This is a genomic window from Pseudomonas sp. GW822-FHT01E03 (assembly GCF_058802985.1).
In genome coordinates, this window is the sequence record NZ_JBXAOQ010000001.1 from 374,550 (window position 1) to 389,803 (window position 15,254).

Sequence of the window (15,254 nt, forward strand, 5' to 3'; positions counted from 1 at the left end):
AAAGGTGTCGGTGTAGGTGGTACCGGCGGCGAACTCGTTGTGGGCGGAGCTGGCGACGTAGGTCCAGGCACCGCCGGTACCGATGGAGAACTGGCCGTAGCTGCCGGCGATGTCGGTCTGCGGGACGAAGGTCGCGGCGCTGTCGACGTCGCTGATGGTCAGGGTGCCGGCGGTGGAAATGTCGACGGCGGCATTGGTCTCGGTGAGGTTGGCGATCTCGGCGGACAGCACGGCCGCATCATTGGTGCCGAGGATATGCACGGTGACCGAAGTGAGGGTGCCGTCGGCACTGCTCACCGCGAAGGTGTCGGTGTAGGTGGTGCCGGCGGCGAACTCGTTGTGGGCGGAGCTGGCGACGTAGGTCCAGGCACCGCCGGTGCCGATGGAGAACTGGCCGTAGCTGCCGGCGATGTCGGTCTGCGGGACGAAGGTCGCGGCGCTGTCGACGTCGCTGATGGTCAGGGTGCCGGCGGTGGAAATGTCGACGGCGGCATTGGTCTCGGTGAGGTTGGCGATCTCGGCGGACAGCACGGCCGCATCATTGGTGCCGAGGATATGCACCGTGACCGAAGTGAGGGTGCCATCGGCACTGCTCACCGCGAAGGTGTCGGTGTAGGTGGTACCGGCGGCGAACTCGTTGTGGGCGGAGCTGGCGACGTAGGTCCAGGCACCGCCGGTGCCGATGGAGAACTGGCCGTAGCTGCCGGCGGTGTTGGACTGCGCCTGGAAGCTTTCCGGGCTGTCGATATCGCTAATGGTCAGGCTGCCGCCGGTGGTCAGCGGAGCATTGGTTTCGCTCAGCGTAACGCTGGCCGAGGACAGCACGGCGGCGTCGTTGCTACCAGTGACGGTGATAGTCACCAGCTGGGTGTCAACGCCGCCGAGGCCATCGCTGACTTGCACCGTAAACACGTCATCATGACTCTCGCCGGCCTTCAGCGACTGCACCGCACTGGCAACGCCATCGGTGCCGTTGGCCAGGGTGTAGGTCCACTGGCCGCTGTTGTCGACGGCGATCGAGCCGTAGGTGCCGGTATTTGACCCGGAAATACTCCAGGTGGCGGTGGCATCGTGGTCGATGTCGACCGAGCTGAATTGGCCGCTGACGCTGAGCGTGCTGTCTTCCTGCACCGCGCCGGCATCATGGCCGGTCGCGAAGCTGAGCACTGGCGCGTCGTTGCTGCCGGTGACGGTGACGGTCACCAGCTGGGTGTCGACGCCGCCGAGGCCATCGCTGACTTGCACGCTGAACACTTCGTTGTGACTCTCGCCCGCCTTCAGCGACTGCACCGCACTGGCGACACCATCGGTGCCATTGGCCAGGGTGTAGGTCCATTGGCCGGAGTTGTCCACCGCAATCGAGCCATAGGTTCCAGTTGGCGAGCCATTGATGCTCCAGGTCGCCGTGGCATCGTGATCGATGTCGGCCGAACTGAACTGGCCACTGACGCTGAGCGTGCTGTCTTCCTGCACCGTGCCTGCATCATGGCCCGTCGCGAAACTGAGCACCGGTGCGTCGTTGTTGCCGGTGACGGTGATAGTCACCAGCTGGGTGTCGACGCCACCGAGGCCATCGCTGACCTGCACGCTGAACACTTCGTTGTGACTCTCGCCCGCCTTCAGCGACTGCACCGCACTGGCGACACCATTGGCGCCATTGGCCAGGGTGTAGGTCCACTGGCCACTGTTGTCCACGGCGATCGAGCCGTAGGTGCCGGTATTTGACCCGGCAATACTCCAGGTGGCGGTGGCATCGTGATCGATGTCGGCCGAACTGAACTGGCCATTCACGCTGAACGTGGTGTCTTCCTGCACTGCGCCCGCATCATGGCCCGTCGCGAAACTGAGCACTGGCGCGTCGTTGGTGCCGGTCAGGGTGATCGTCACCGTCTGCGCTGCCGAAGCCGCATTGCCCGTACCGCTATCGTCAGTGGCTACCACGGTGTAGGAGAAGCTGATGGTTTCACCGGCGCTCAGGAAGTCCAGGTTCTGGCTGCTGCTGTAGTTCCAGCCGGCCTGATCCACCGAGAAACCGGCGACCAGCGCGGCGGCCTGCGCCGCGCCAAGGGTGCCACCGCTCCACACGAGGTCGTTGTTGGCGGTCTGGCTGACCGTCACGACGTCGTTGCTGTCCAGATCGGCGAAGCTCAGCGTTCCGCTTTCGCTCAGCGTGGCCGCGCCGTTGCCTTCGTTCATCGCCCCGGTCGTGTCGTCGATGGTCAGCGTCGGCTGGTCGTTGGTGCCGGTCAGGGTGATCGTCACATCCTTGGTCACCGTCGCCCCGAAGTCGTCGGTCAGCGTCACCGTGAACACTTCGGTCTTGGTCTGGCCCTCGGCCAGGTACTGCGCCGCGTTGTTGTTCAGCGTATAGGTCCAGCCCACGCTACCCGCAGCGTCGCCTGTGCTCTCGTCGCTGACAATGGCCACCAGCGTACCCAGCGCACCGGACGGCGCGCTCACGCTGGCCACATGTGCGTCATCGGCCAGGTCTACGTCGCCGAAGGCGAAGCTGCCGCTGGCCACCGTGGTGCCGTCTTCGGTCACCGCCCCGCTTTCGATTTCTGCCGCCGTCACCGTCGGCGCGTCGTTGGTGCCGGTGATAGTGATGGTCACATTCTGCGTTACCGACGAACCCTGACCATCGCTGATGGTGACCAGGTAAGTTTCGGTTACTGACTGTCCCTGGGCCAGGTACTGCGCCGCCGCATTGTCCAGGTTGTACGTCCATTGCACCGAACCGTTGGCCGCGTTCGCAGCTTCGCTTACCGGCGAGAGCATGAACGTACCAAGATGAGTAGCGTTGCCCCCCGCCGGCGCGAACGTCGCCATGTGCGTGTCATTGAGGTCGACGTCGTTAAAGACAATCGTGCCGCTGGCCGTCAGCGAGTCGGTCGTGCTCGCAGTGGTGTCGGCGTCTTCGGTTACCGTGCCGGCCTGCTCGCCGAGGCTGATCGTCACACCATCATTCACGCCCGAAAACTGCACCGTCGCGGTGGCCCAACTGAGCGTTCCGTTGCCGAGGCGCATCGCATAGGTAAAGCTGTCCGTCAGGAGCTCGCCAACAGCAAGCGCCTGGAGTTGTGCCTTGAAAGCAGAGGAGAAAGTAGCGGCGTCGTAGCCGACCTTCCCGTCCGAGGTGATCCAGATCTTTGCACCATTCTTACTGGTGTCAGAACTCGTCGCCTCAGCCCTCGCCGTATCCTGGGTCAGGAGGTCGGCCGGAGCATAAGCCTTGGTGGCAGTAGAAAAACTGTCCGCGTTGTCGAGTGACCAGAGTGTCTTCGCGTTGCCGCCAAGGTCATTGGACATGACGTCCCAATACATGACCCCCAGCAGATTTTCAGTGGTGTTAAGGACATCATCCTTCGCCTGCGGCGTGTTGGAAAACGAGGTAACGGTTCCGCCGCTTGTAGTTGTAGTGCTAGCCATGTCTTTCTCCCAAGAATGTCACCCTGAGCAAAAAACCGCTGTGGGCCACCAACAGCCGCAAGCCGATTCTTCCTCAACCCACGAACACTTCACTCCACCGGTACCAGCCGGCTGGCCAGTAGCTTCACGCCCACCCCGGCCCTGCCGCCCAGCGGTTCAATGCGCACGATTTGTCCTTGCGCCTTGAACTTCATGGGGCCGCCGGGCGTGTCGAGTTCGATCTCGAAGTCAATCAAGCTACCCACCTGCTGCTCGCTATCGGTTTCGAAATACAAACCGGAGGCGCTGATGTCACGGATGACACCCTGGCCCCCGCCGATCAGTTGCAGCGACAGGGTGACTTGTTCACGGGGCTCAATTCGGTGTGCGTCTTTCATGACTGCAGTCTAAAAACGGCCGCTGTTTATTACATGAGTGCGCTATCCCTTTTTTCTGGGAGTCAATCACCCATAAAAACAGTGTTTTATGGGGCAAATGTCATGGGAGGGGGGCACTGAAGCGCTATAGAAAAAAGCTACAGGCTGCAACGATTGCTATCATGATCAGCTAACACAACCCGCCTAAAGAGGCAGCGACCCGAATGCCAATTCAAGTCCTGTTAGTCGCTCTACCGCTCGTGGCCTGGGGCCTTGAGCGTCTGGTGGAAAGCGCTCAACCAAGGTTGGCGCTGGCGGGTTCGGTGGCGTCGGTGGCGCAATACCTGCTTTCGCTGCACCAATACGCGCCGGATGTGGTGGTGCTGGACCTGGACAGCGAGGACTGTATCGAGTCACTGGCCGAATTGCACAGACAGACCAAAGCCAGGATTCTGGTCGTGACAGGGTCGAGCGACGTGACGCTGCATGACAGTGCGGTGCTGGCGGGCGCACGTGGCGTGGTGGATAAGCGGGAGTCGGCATCCGCATCGACATTGCTCAAAGCCATAGAAAAAGTGCATGACGGCGAGCTCTGGATTGACCGCAATGCGACCAGCCGTATCTTCCTTGAACTGGCGCGCAAGAAAGTCGAGCGCGATATAGACCCGGAGCAACAAAAAATCGCCAAGCTAACGCGCCGCGAGCAGCAAACCATTGCATCGCTGGCCCGCGACCCCTCTGCCCCTGGCAAGTTGGTGGCCGAGAAACTGCACATCAGCGAACACACGCTGCGCAACCATTTGACATCGATCTACAGCAAGCTGGGCCTGACGAATCGCGTAGATCTGTACGCCTACGCACACAAGCATGGGCTTTCCACAGGCGACTGAGCCGATTCCTTCCAGATTGATCGAAAACCCGATCTACCCCACCCATCTCCTGCGAGACCGGCAAGATTCGCCATCAATCTGCGTGACAGACCACTGCCGCAGTGGATCTTCACGGAACCCAGCCTTTATCCTTGACGCCCCCCGCTGTCCCGAGTCCTGGAGTTTCGCCCATGCCCCATGAAGGCAACCTGCTACAAGCCGCTGTCGTATTTCTGATGGCGGCCGTACTCATCGTTCCATTAGCCAAGCGCCTGCAACTGGGGGCGGTTCTGGGTTATCTGTTTGCCGGGGTGATCATCGGCCCGTCGGTGCTGGGCCTGATCGACAACCCGCAAAGCGTCGCGAACATTTCCGAACTCGGCGTGGTGTTACTGCTGTTCATCATCGGCCTGGAGCTGTCACCGCGACGCTTGTGGGTGATGCGCAAATCAGTGTTCGGCGTAGGCTTGGCCCAAGTGCTGCTGACGGGTTCGGTGATCGGCGTGGTGGCGCTGTGGCTGTTTGGCCAGCCATTGAACACCGCGATCGTCCTGGGCCTGGGTCTGGCGCTGTCGTCCACGGCGTTCGGCCTGCAAAGCCTGGCTGAACGCAAGGAACTGACCAGCCCCCACGGGCGGCTGGCGTTCGCGATCCTGTTGTTTCAGGACATCGCCGCGATCCCCTTGATCGCCATGGTGCCGTTGCTGGCCGGTGGCGATCACAGCACCACCGCCAGCGAAAATCTGAACCACGGCCTGCAAGTGCTGGCCAGCATCGCCGTCGTGGTGATCGGTGGGCGCTATCTGCTGCGACCGGTGTTTCGCGTGGTGACCAAAACCGCGTTGCCAGAGGTCTCCACCGCCACGGCGTTGCTGGTGGTGATTGGCACAGCATGGCTGATGGAACTGGTCGGGATTTCCATGGCCCTGGGCGCCTTCCTCGCCGGCCTGTTGCTGGCGGACTCCGAGTATCGCCATGAACTGGAAGCCCAGATCGAACCGTTCAAGGGCCTGTTACTCGGGCTGTTTTTCATCAGTGTCGGCATGGGGGCGAACCTGAGTCTGCTGCTGAGCATGCCGGTGGCGGTGCTGGGCCTGACCCTGTTGCTGATCGCGATCAAACTGCCGCTGCTGTTTATTGTCGGTCGATTGGCCGGTGGCTTGAAGAACGTCAGCGCGATCCGCCTGGGTATCGTGCTGGCGGCCGGTGGTGAATTTGCCTTTGTGGTGTTCAAGATCGGGCGAGATCACGGGCTGTTCGCGGCAGAACTGTATGACTTGCTGGTGCTGACCATCACCCTGTCCATGGCCGTGACACCCTTGTTGCTGCTGCTCTGCGCACGGTTGGTCAGCCCGAAAGTGCAACCGGTGGAAGTGCCGGAGAAGTTCCGCGAAATCGACGCCGACGCGCCACGGGTGGTGATCGCCGGCATGGGGCGCATGGGCCAGATCGTTGCGCGGATTCTGCGCGCGCAGAACATCAAGTTCGTGGCCCTCGACACCTCGGTGGAAACCATCGAACTGTCCCGCAGTTTTGGTGGCGTGCCGGTGTTCTACGGCGACCCGATGCGCCCGGAAATCCTCAACGCGGCCAAGGTCGGGGAAGCCGAGTACTTCGTGATCGCCACCGACGACCCGGACACCAACATCAAGACCGCCGAGCTGGTGCGCAAGCTCTATCCGCATATGAAAATCATCGCCCGCGCCCGTAACCGTCAGCATGTGCACCGGCTGATGGACGTCGGCGCACACGCCGTGCGCGAAACCTTTTACTCGAGCCTGGAAATGAGCCGGCAAACCCTGATCGGGCTGGGATTGACCCAGGCTCAGGCGGATGCGCGGATCAAGCGCTTCAAGCAGCACGACGAAGTGGTGCTCGAAGCCCAGCATGCGGTGTATGACGACGCGGTGAAAGTGATGCAGACGGCGCAGGAAGCGCGGGCGGAACTGGCCAGGCTATTCGAGTCGGATCACCTGCAAGAGCAAGCGGGCAAGAATTGAGGTGGATTTGAGGGCCCCTTCGTCGGAACGCCGCCCGGAGCAAGCCCGCTCCCACATTGGATCTTGGGTGTTCACAAATATTGAGCCTGACAGAGCCCCCTTGTGGGAGCGGGCTTGCTCGCGAAGAACGATAACGCGGTGTGATGGATCAACAACAATTGCCAAGGAGCCACCATGACTGACCAACCTGCCCCCGCCCTCAAGGAAATCTTCAACAGCGAGCGTCTCCAGCACATCGCCACCGAAATAACGGCGGTGTATCCGGAATTCGAGGCCAGACGTTTCCTGAAGCTGGCCCGATCCGGGCTGGCAGACCTCAGTGTCATGCAGCGCATGGCCCGGGTCAGCGAATGCCTGCACGCGGTGTTGCCGCTGGACTATGAAGCGTCGCTGCAGGTGCTGCGCGCCCTCGCCCCGCGCCTGAACAGCGGCTTCGTCAGCATGTGCCTGCCGCACTTTGTCGCCAGCTACGGCGCCCATGCGTTCGATCAGTCGATGGACGCACTGAAGTACTTCACCGCTTTTGGCTCTTCGGAGTTCGCAATCCGTCACTTTCTGCGCAGTGACCTCGAGCGCTCGCTCAAGCTGATGCATGCCTGGTCGCTGGATGACAACGAGCATGTGCGGCGCCTGGCCAGCGAAGGATGCCGGCCACGCCTGCCCTGGTCATTCCGGCTGGAGCCCATCCAGGCCGATCCGACACTGGCCGCGAACATCCTCGACAACCTCAAGGCCGACACGAGCCTGTACGTACGCAAATCCGTGGCCAACCACCTCAACGACATCACCAAGGATCATCCCGACTGGGTGCTGGACCTGATCGAAGGCTGGTCGCTGGACAACCGGCACACCGCATGGATCACCAAACACGCCTTGCGCAGCCTGATCAAACAGGGCAACCGGCGGGCACTGGCGATCATCGGCGCGGGCGGCAAGCCTGAAGTCGAGATCGTTGATGTAAAAGTCGAACCGCCGGTGATTGGCCTCGGAGAAAAAATCACCCTGTCGTTTGCCGTCAAATCCACCGTTCAAAGCAGCCAGCGCCTGGTGATCGACTACGCCATCGATTACGTCAAGGCCAACGGCAGCACCTCGGCGAAGGTGTTCAAGCTCAAGGCGCTGACGCTGCCGGGCAACGCCGTCGAAGCCGTCAGCCGTGGTCAGCAGATCAAGGAACTCACCACCCGCCGGCATTATGCGGGGCGCCATGCGGTGCACATCATGGTCAATGGTGAACGGCTGGCCAGCACGGCGTTCGAGATTCTTGCTTGAGCCCCAAGATGGATATTGGATGTGCTGCCGCCATCGCGAGCAAGCTCGCTCCCACATTGGTTTAGCTTCGTTCGCAAAATGTGTGACAACACAGCACCCTGTGGGAGCGAACTTGCTCGCGATGGCGTCCGTTCAGGCGCCGTAGGAGGTTGGCCCGAGCAACAACCCTTGCTCCCGCTCACACAACTCCACCACATAATCCCAAAGCACCCGCAGCCGCACCGATTTGTGCAGTTCACGACGAGTGCTGATCCAGTAGCTGCGCTGGATGCTTTCGTCCGGCAACAGCGGCACCAGGTCCGGGTCGGCGCTGGCCATATAGCACGGCAGCACGGCGATCCCCAGGCCTGAGCGCGCCGCCTGTTGCTGGGCGATCACGCTGGTGCTGTGAAACACCACCCGAGGGTTGCGGCAGAAGCTGTTGAGGAACATCAGTTCCTGGCTGAACAGCAAATCATCGACATAGCCAATCCACGCATGACGCCCCAGGTCCTCCCGACTGCGTAACGGCGGCGAACGATCGAGATAGTCCTGGCTGGCATACAACGCCAGGCGATAGTCGGTGAGTTTGCGGGTGACCAGCATGTCGGCGGCCGGGCGTTCGAGGTGGATGCTGATTTCCGCCTCGCGGTTGAGGATGCTGACAAAACGCGGCACCGCCACCAGTTCCACCTCCAGCCCCGGATAGCGTTCGAACAAGCCGTTCATGCGACTGGCCAGGAACATGATGCCCAGCCCCTCCGTCACGCCGACGCGGATCTTGCCCAGCGGCGCGGTGGATTGGGTGATTTCCTCCTGTGCCAGCAGCGCCACGTTCTCCATCGCCTCGGCGTGTTTAAGCAACGCCTCGCCGGCCGGGGTCATCTCGTAACCCTGGGCATGCTGGACGAACAACGCCGTACCGAGGCTTTTTTCGATGGCCTCGATGTGCCGCGCCACGGTGGCATGGGTGGTGTTCAAGCGACGGGCAGCCGTGAGCAAACGCCCGCTGCGCTGCAATTCGAGAAAAAACCGCAGGTCATTCCAGTCGAACATGAATCGTCCTTGTTCGTTGCCGTTCGGAACGCTGTTTAAAAACGCACAGCAGCTGCGCAAAAACTAACATTCTTTTGACGAAAGCTAACAACTAGGATGACAGACAACAAGAACAACAACACGAGGTCAGGGATGCAGGCTTCCCTAGATGAATTCGATTACATCGTGGTCGGGGCCGGGCCGGCCGGGTGTCTGCTGGCCAATCGACTGTCGGCCGATGCGCAACATCGCGTGTTGCTGCTCGAGGCCGGTGGTCGCGACAACTATGCGTGGATTCACATCCCCGTGGGTTACCTGTTCTGCATCGGCAACCCGCGCACCGACTGGTGCTTCAAGATCGAAGCGCAACCGGGCCTGCAAGGTCGCGCCCTGAGCTACCCGCGCGGCAAGGTGCTTGGGGGCTGCTCCTCGATCAACGGCATGATCTACATGCGCGGCCAGGCCGGCGACTACGACGGCTGGGCCGCCGACGGCAATCCCGGCTGGAGCTGGCGAGACGTATTGCCACTGTTCAAGCAGAGTGAAAATCACTTTGCCGGCGCCGCCGAGTTTCACGGCGCCGCGGGCGAATGGCGGGTCGAACGCCAGCGCCTGTCATGGCCGATTCTCGATGCGTTCCGCAGTGCCGCCGAGCAAAGCGGCATCGCCAGCATCGATGACTTCAACCAGGGCGATAACGAAGGTTGCGGTTATTTCCAGGTCAATCAGAAGGCCGGCATCCGCTGGAACGCGTCCAAGGCCTTTCTCAAACCCATTGGCCAACGTCCCAATCTCACCGTGCTGACCGGTGTCGAAGTCGACCGCGTGTTGCTGGACAATGGCCGTGCCTCGGCGGTCAGCGCCCGCTGGCAAGGCCAGACAAAAACCTTCAAGGCGCGCAAGGAGATCGTCCTGTGTGCCGGCTCGATCGGTTCGCCCAGCATCCTGCAACGCTCCGGCATCGGCCCGCGTCCACTGCTTGAGCGGCTGGGCATTGGCGTCGCCCATGAGTTACCCGGCGTCGGTGGCAACCTGCAAGATCACCTGCAACTACGGTTGATCTACAAGCTGGAAAATGCCCGCACCCTGAACCAGATCGCCGGCAGCCTGTGGGGCAAGATGGGCATGGGCCTGCGCTACCTGTATGACCGCAGCGGCCCGCTGTCCATGGCGCCGAGCCAGTTGGGCGCCTTTGCCCGCTCGGGGCCGGAGCAGACTTCAGCCAACCTCGAATACCACGTGCAGCCGCTGTCGCTGGAACGCTTTGGCGAACCGCTGCATGCCTTCCCGGCGTTCACCGCGTCGGTCTGCGATCTACGTCCGCAAAGCCGTGGCCGGGTGGAAATCCGCTCGGCCGATCCGCAAGAAGCCCCACTGATCCAACCCAATTACCTGAGCCACCCGCAAGATCTGCGGGTCGCCGCCGACGCCATTCGCCTGACCCGGCGCATCGTCGCCGCCCCGGCCCTGCGTGCCTTCAATCCGGTGGAGTACCTGCCCGGCGACAGCCTGCAAAGCGAAGAACAGTTGCACGAAGCCGCCGCGCGGATCGGCACCACGATTTTCCATCCGGTGGGCACCTGCCGCATGGGCAATGACGCCGACGCCGTGGTCGATGCGCAACTCAAGGTCCATGGCATCCCCGGCCTGCGCATTGCCGATGCCTCGATCATGCCGCGCATCACCTCCGGCAACACCTGCTCGCCGACGCTGATGATTGCCGAGAAGGCTGCACAATTGATCCTCAACCCTGCCACAAGGAGCATCACACCGACAATGGAACTGATCGCACACCCCTGAATCCCTACGCGCCCCCCTGTAGGAGCGAGCTCGCTCGCGATGAACCTGAGAGCGCACGTGGGTGTCAGGTTTGCAGCGTTATCGTTGACGACCATCGCGAGCAGGCGCGCTCCTACAAGTAGCGGATACACCCGATACATCGCAGTAGCGGCACCCGCCCACAAGGCCGGTGCCGGCAGTGGAACAACAAAAACAATCACTGTGAGGGATACCGGTATGTCAGAGAACGTTCAAACCCTGGAAGCCGTGCGTAGCGCGGGCACCAGTCAGGAAACCCAGAAAGTCATCTTTGCCTCGTCCCTCGGGACAGTCTTCGAGTGGTATGACTTTTTCCTCTATGGCGCCCTCGCGGCGGTGATCAGCAAGCAGTTTTTCGCCGGGGTCAACGACACCACGGCGTTTATCTTTGCGCTGATGGCCTTCGCCGCCGGCTTTATCGTGCGGCCGTTCGGCGCGCTGGTGTTCGGTCGGTTGGGGGACATGATCGGGCGCAAGTACACCTTCCTCGCCACCATCGTCCTCATGGGCCTGGCGACGTTCTGCGTCGGGCTGCTGCCGACCTACGCCAGCATCGGCATCGCCGCGCCGATCATCCTGGTGGTGCTGCGCATGCTCCAGGGCCTGGCCCTGGGTGGTGAATACGGCGGCGCCGCGACCTACGTCGCCGAGCACGCGCCCATCGGCAAGCGCGGCTTCCACACCAGCTGGATTCAATCCACCGCGACCCTGGGCCTGCTGCTGTCGCTGCTGGTGGTGCTGGGCTGCCGTTACTTCACCGGCGATCAGTTCGAAGTCTGGGGCTGGCGCATTCCGTTCCTGTTTTCCATCGTGCTACTGGGCATCTCGACCTGGATTCGCCTGAGCCTGCATGAATCGCCGGCCTTCGTGAAAATGAAAGAAGAAGGCAAGTTGTGCAAACAGCCGATTCGCGACTCCTTCGGCAAGTGGGAAAACCTCAAGGTGGTGTTGATCGCCCTGTTCAGCATCAATGCCGGGCAAGCGGTGACCTTCTACGCCGCGCAATTCTATGTGCTGTTCTTCCTCACCCAGTTCCTGAAAATGGACCCGGCCGTGGCCAACGGTTTGTTGATCGTCAGCGTGACCATCGGCGCCCCCTTCTTCATTTTCTTTGGCTGGCTGTCGGACAAGGTCGGGCGTAAACCGGTACTCATGATCGGCCTGCTGCTGGCCACCGCCCTGTACTTCCCGATCTTCAAGACCCTGGCCCACTACGCCAACCCGGCCATCGACCAGGCCAGCCGCCAGGCACCGATCACCGTGATGGCCGACCCGGCCACCTGCACATTCCAGTTCGACCCGGTGGGCAAGGCGAAATTCGACAGCCCGTGCGACAAGGTCAAGACCTTCCTGGTCAAGCAGGGCCTGCCGTACCAGAGTGCAGTCGCACCGGCCGGCAGTGACGTGCAGGTGAGCGTCGGTGACGTGAAGATCGACGGGTTCGACGAAGCCGCCCTGCGCGGTGCCGTGACCCTCGCCGGTTACCCGCAACAGGCGGACATGCAGCAGATCAACAAGCCGATGATCGTGGCGCTGATCGTCGCGCTGATCATCATCTCCGCGATGTGCTACGGCCCGCTGGCGGCGTTGATGGTCGAACTGTTCCCGACCCGCATCCGCTACACCTCGATGTCCCTGCCCTACCACATCGGCAACGGCTGGTTCGGCGGCTTCCTGCCGACCGTGTCGTTCGCGTTGGTGGTGTACACCGGGGATATCTTCTACGGGCTGTGGTATCCGGTGGTGATCACCGGGGTGAGCCTGGTGGTGGGGATGATTTGCCTGCGTGAGACGCGCAACGTCGATCTCGATAAAAACTGACCTGACCTGTCATTGTAGGAGCGAGCCTGCTCGCGATGGACTCGAAAGCGCCGCGTTTAACCACTAAACACGCGTTTTCGTTAACGACCATCGCGGGCAGGTTCGCTCCTGCAGGGGTTTTGCAGCGTCAGAAACGGGCCTTGACCGATACCATGAAGTTGCGTGGATCACCGTAGTAATTGCCAAACGTCTCGGTACCAATGGTGGCGTAGTAACGCTTGTCGAACAGGTTGTTGCCGTTGAGCGCCACAGACCAGGTGTCGTCGATGCGATAGCCTATGCGACCGTTCCAGACGGCATAACCCGACTGGCTGATCTTTTTTGCACTGTTGGGTGAAACCCGAAAGTTATCGCTCTGCGCGTTGACGCCGGCACCAATGCTGAACCTTTCCAGAGACCCGCTCAGGGTGTAGTCACCCCACATGCGCAATACATGCCGAGGCACATAGCTGTTGAACGCAGCGCCGTTCAGACTCGTGTCGATGTCATCCAGGGTCTTGGTCTGGGTGTAGGTGTAACCCGCCAGCAATTGCAATCGCTCAATGACTTCACCGCTGATTTCCGCCTCGAAGCCCTGGGCCCTGACCTTGCCGGCATTGACGTAGCAATAGCCGTCAGAGGATGGACAAGACGAGTTGTAGTCGGTTTGCGCCTGGTCTTTCTGGATCGTGCGAAACAGATTGAAAGAGCTGTTCAAGCGACCGTCGAACCACGCCCCCTTGATCCCCAGTTCATAACTCTGGCCCACCAGAGGCTTGAGGGTCGAGCCGTCTTCGGCCCGCAAGTTACCCTGGGGCGTGAAGATTTCCGCATAGCTGGTATAGGCCGTGAGGTTTTCATTGAGGTCAAGCAACAGCCCGGCAAAAGGTGTGACCTGCCCCGTTTCCTTGGTGCTGGCGTGTTCGGACGTACCCGAACTGATGAACACCGAATCGGTATCGGAGCTGTACCAGCTGACGCGGCTGCCAACGACGAAGGTCAACGGTTCCGCCAGTTTCAGGCGCAAGGTCGAGTAAGCCCCCTTCTGTTTGGTCACGCTATCGACCGGACCGCCACGGGACGAGTTGTCGATGAAGAAACTGTCGTCCGGCTCCGGAATATGTTTGTCGGGATTGAACACATTTTGCCGTTGCGGCAGAAACGCCACCGAGTAGAAGTCGTCCTTGTTCGAACGACTGGCATTGAAACCCACCACCAGTTCGTGTTGCAGGCCGAACCCATCGAACTTGCCATCCACGTAGGCATCGAGGCCGTAGTCGACTTGATCGTAGTCGTACATGCTGCCCAGCACACCGGTGGTATCCACGCCAGGCGTTACCGCCCCGGAGGCGAACGCGTATTTGATGTCCTGGGTGTTTTTTGTGTAAACGCTGGCGACTTTCAATGCCCAGTCTTCGTTGAACTGGTGTTTGAGATCGCTGAAGACCGTGGTGCGTTTACTGCGCCAGGTGTTCCACGACGGATCGAGGCAGGTTGAACGACTGAGCTTGAGGTCGCTGCCATCCTTGTAGCGCGGCAACCCGCCCCAGCACGGGTTGGCGTCGACATCTTCATAGGCCAGGCCCAGTCCGAGCGTGGTGTCCGGGCTCAAGTCGACATCGAGCGCGCCGTAATACACCTGGTCCTTGCGACTGGCATCGTCGATAAAGTAATGCCGGCTCTGCTCCGCAATCACGGCGCGGCCGCGCAGGGTGCCCGAATCGTTCAGTGGGCCGCCGGTGTCGACCTGTGCGCGATAGTTGTCGTAACTGCCGCCCGACAAGGTGATCTCGGAGTGAGGCGTCGCTTGCCCGCGTTTGCGCACGAAGTTCACCCCGCCCGCCGTGCCGCCCGCGCCTTTCATCATGCCGGCGGCACCGCGCAGGATTTCTACCCGGTCGTAATACGCCATGTCCCCGCTGAAACTGTCGGCCTGAACGTAGAGGTTGCCCATGTCCAGTGGCACGCCGTCGTACTGGTACTGGCCGGACATGCGGAAACCGCGCGAGTAAAAGTATTTGCCGCCCATGGTCGAGTCGTAGACGGTGATACCCGGGGTCTTCTCCATCACTTGATCGATGGTGTTGAGGTTCTGGTCATCGAGCATCTTGCGGGTCATCACCGTCACCGATTGCGGTGTTTCCCGCAGGGAGTGTTCGCCTTTGCCGATAGTGATCGCCCCGGTGGTGTACGACCCGCTGTTCTCGGTCGTCGCGCCCAGCTCCTGCCCATTGATGTTGGTGGCGCCCAGTTCCAGCGCCGAACCGGACACAGGCGCTGCCCGCAGCATGTAAGTACCGTTGCCCTGGGGCTCGGCTTGCAGGCCGCTGCCACCGAGTATGCGTGCAAAGCCTTCACTGACACCGAAAGAGCCTTTCAGCCCGGGGGAACTGAAACCGTCGGTCTGCCGCGCATCGAACGAAATGGCCGCGCCTGCCGCGCTGGCAAAACGACTGAGGACTTCAGTCAGGCTGCCGCCGGCGATATCGAAGGATTGAACCGAACGCTGTTGTTGCGCCGGCACCGGCGCGGCGTACGTTGCAGCAGACCATGAACCGGTTGTCGTAGCCGCCAATAATCCGAACTTCACCGCGGTCGCCAGACGACCAGACTGGTACACCCGAAACATGCTTACCCTCCCCCAAACGATCAATAAAAACTCATTGGGGGATGAGCCGAACGATGCGCATGAATAG

Annotated in this window: 9 protein-coding genes; 5 read left to right on the top strand and 4 right to left on the bottom strand. The window is 61.2% G+C overall.

Annotated features, from left to right (window positions below):
- Both AC1RP7_RS01610 and AC1RP7_RS01615 read right to left on the bottom strand, forming a co-directional pair.
- Positions 1–3,429 (bottom strand): beta strand repeat-containing protein (locus AC1RP7_RS01610; RefSeq protein ID WP_493183929.1); only part of this gene is annotated, 3,429 nt, incomplete at its 3' end.
- An 89-nt stretch (positions 3,430–3,518) separates the two neighbouring features.
- Positions 3,519–3,806, bottom strand: a complete 288-nt coding sequence (locus AC1RP7_RS01615) for a PilZ domain-containing protein (RefSeq protein ID WP_218498270.1) — start codon at positions 3,804–3,806, stop codon at positions 3,519–3,521.
- Between the two features lie 203 nt (positions 3,807–4,009).
- Here AC1RP7_RS01615 and AC1RP7_RS01620 point away from each other — a divergent pair, with 203 nt between their 5' ends.
- The 3 genes from AC1RP7_RS01620 (at position 4,010) to AC1RP7_RS01630 (ending at position 7,926) form a co-directional block, all read left to right on the top strand.
- Positions 4,010–4,675, top strand: a complete 666-nt coding sequence (locus tag AC1RP7_RS01620) for a LuxR C-terminal-related transcriptional regulator (RefSeq protein ID WP_218498271.1) — start codon at positions 4,010–4,012, stop codon at positions 4,673–4,675.
- Between the two features lie 170 nt (positions 4,676–4,845).
- A complete protein-coding gene (locus tag AC1RP7_RS01625) occupies positions 4,846–6,654 on the top strand; it encodes a monovalent cation:proton antiporter-2 (CPA2) family protein (protein WP_493182296.1) in 1,809 nt (602 codons plus the stop codon).
- A 174-nt stretch (positions 6,655–6,828) separates the two neighbouring features.
- Positions 6,829–7,926 carry a DNA alkylation repair protein gene (locus tag AC1RP7_RS01630; RefSeq protein ID WP_493182297.1) on the top strand — a complete coding sequence of 366 codons (1,098 nt, stop codon included), beginning with the start codon at positions 6,829–6,831 and terminating at the stop codon, positions 7,924–7,926.
- A 132-nt stretch (positions 7,927–8,058) separates the two neighbouring features.
- On the opposite strand, the gene AC1RP7_RS01635 is transcribed toward AC1RP7_RS01630, so the two are convergent.
- Positions 8,059–8,961, bottom strand: a complete 903-nt coding sequence (locus AC1RP7_RS01635; protein WP_057715230.1) for a LysR family transcriptional regulator — start codon at positions 8,959–8,961, stop codon at positions 8,059–8,061.
- A 132-nt stretch (positions 8,962–9,093) separates the two neighbouring features.
- Between AC1RP7_RS01635 and AC1RP7_RS01640 the strand changes: the two genes are divergently transcribed.
- The gene (locus AC1RP7_RS01640) at positions 9,094–10,740 is read left to right on the top strand and encodes a GMC family oxidoreductase (RefSeq protein ID WP_493182299.1); all 1,647 of its coding nucleotides are present in this window, start codon (positions 9,094–9,096) and stop codon (positions 10,738–10,740) included.
- A gap of 216 nt (positions 10,741–10,956) precedes the next feature.
- Positions 10,957–12,579, top strand: a complete 1,623-nt coding sequence (locus AC1RP7_RS01645) for an MFS transporter (protein ID WP_057715232.1) — start codon at positions 10,957–10,959, stop codon at positions 12,577–12,579.
- Between the two features lie 127 nt (positions 12,580–12,706).
- On the opposite strand, the gene AC1RP7_RS01650 is transcribed toward AC1RP7_RS01645, so the two are convergent.
- Positions 12,707–15,187: a TonB-dependent siderophore receptor gene (locus tag AC1RP7_RS01650; RefSeq protein ID WP_493182301.1), complete on the bottom strand. Its 2,481-nt coding sequence runs from the start codon at positions 15,185–15,187 to the stop codon at positions 12,707–12,709.
- Positions 15,188–15,254 lie beyond the last annotated feature (67 nt).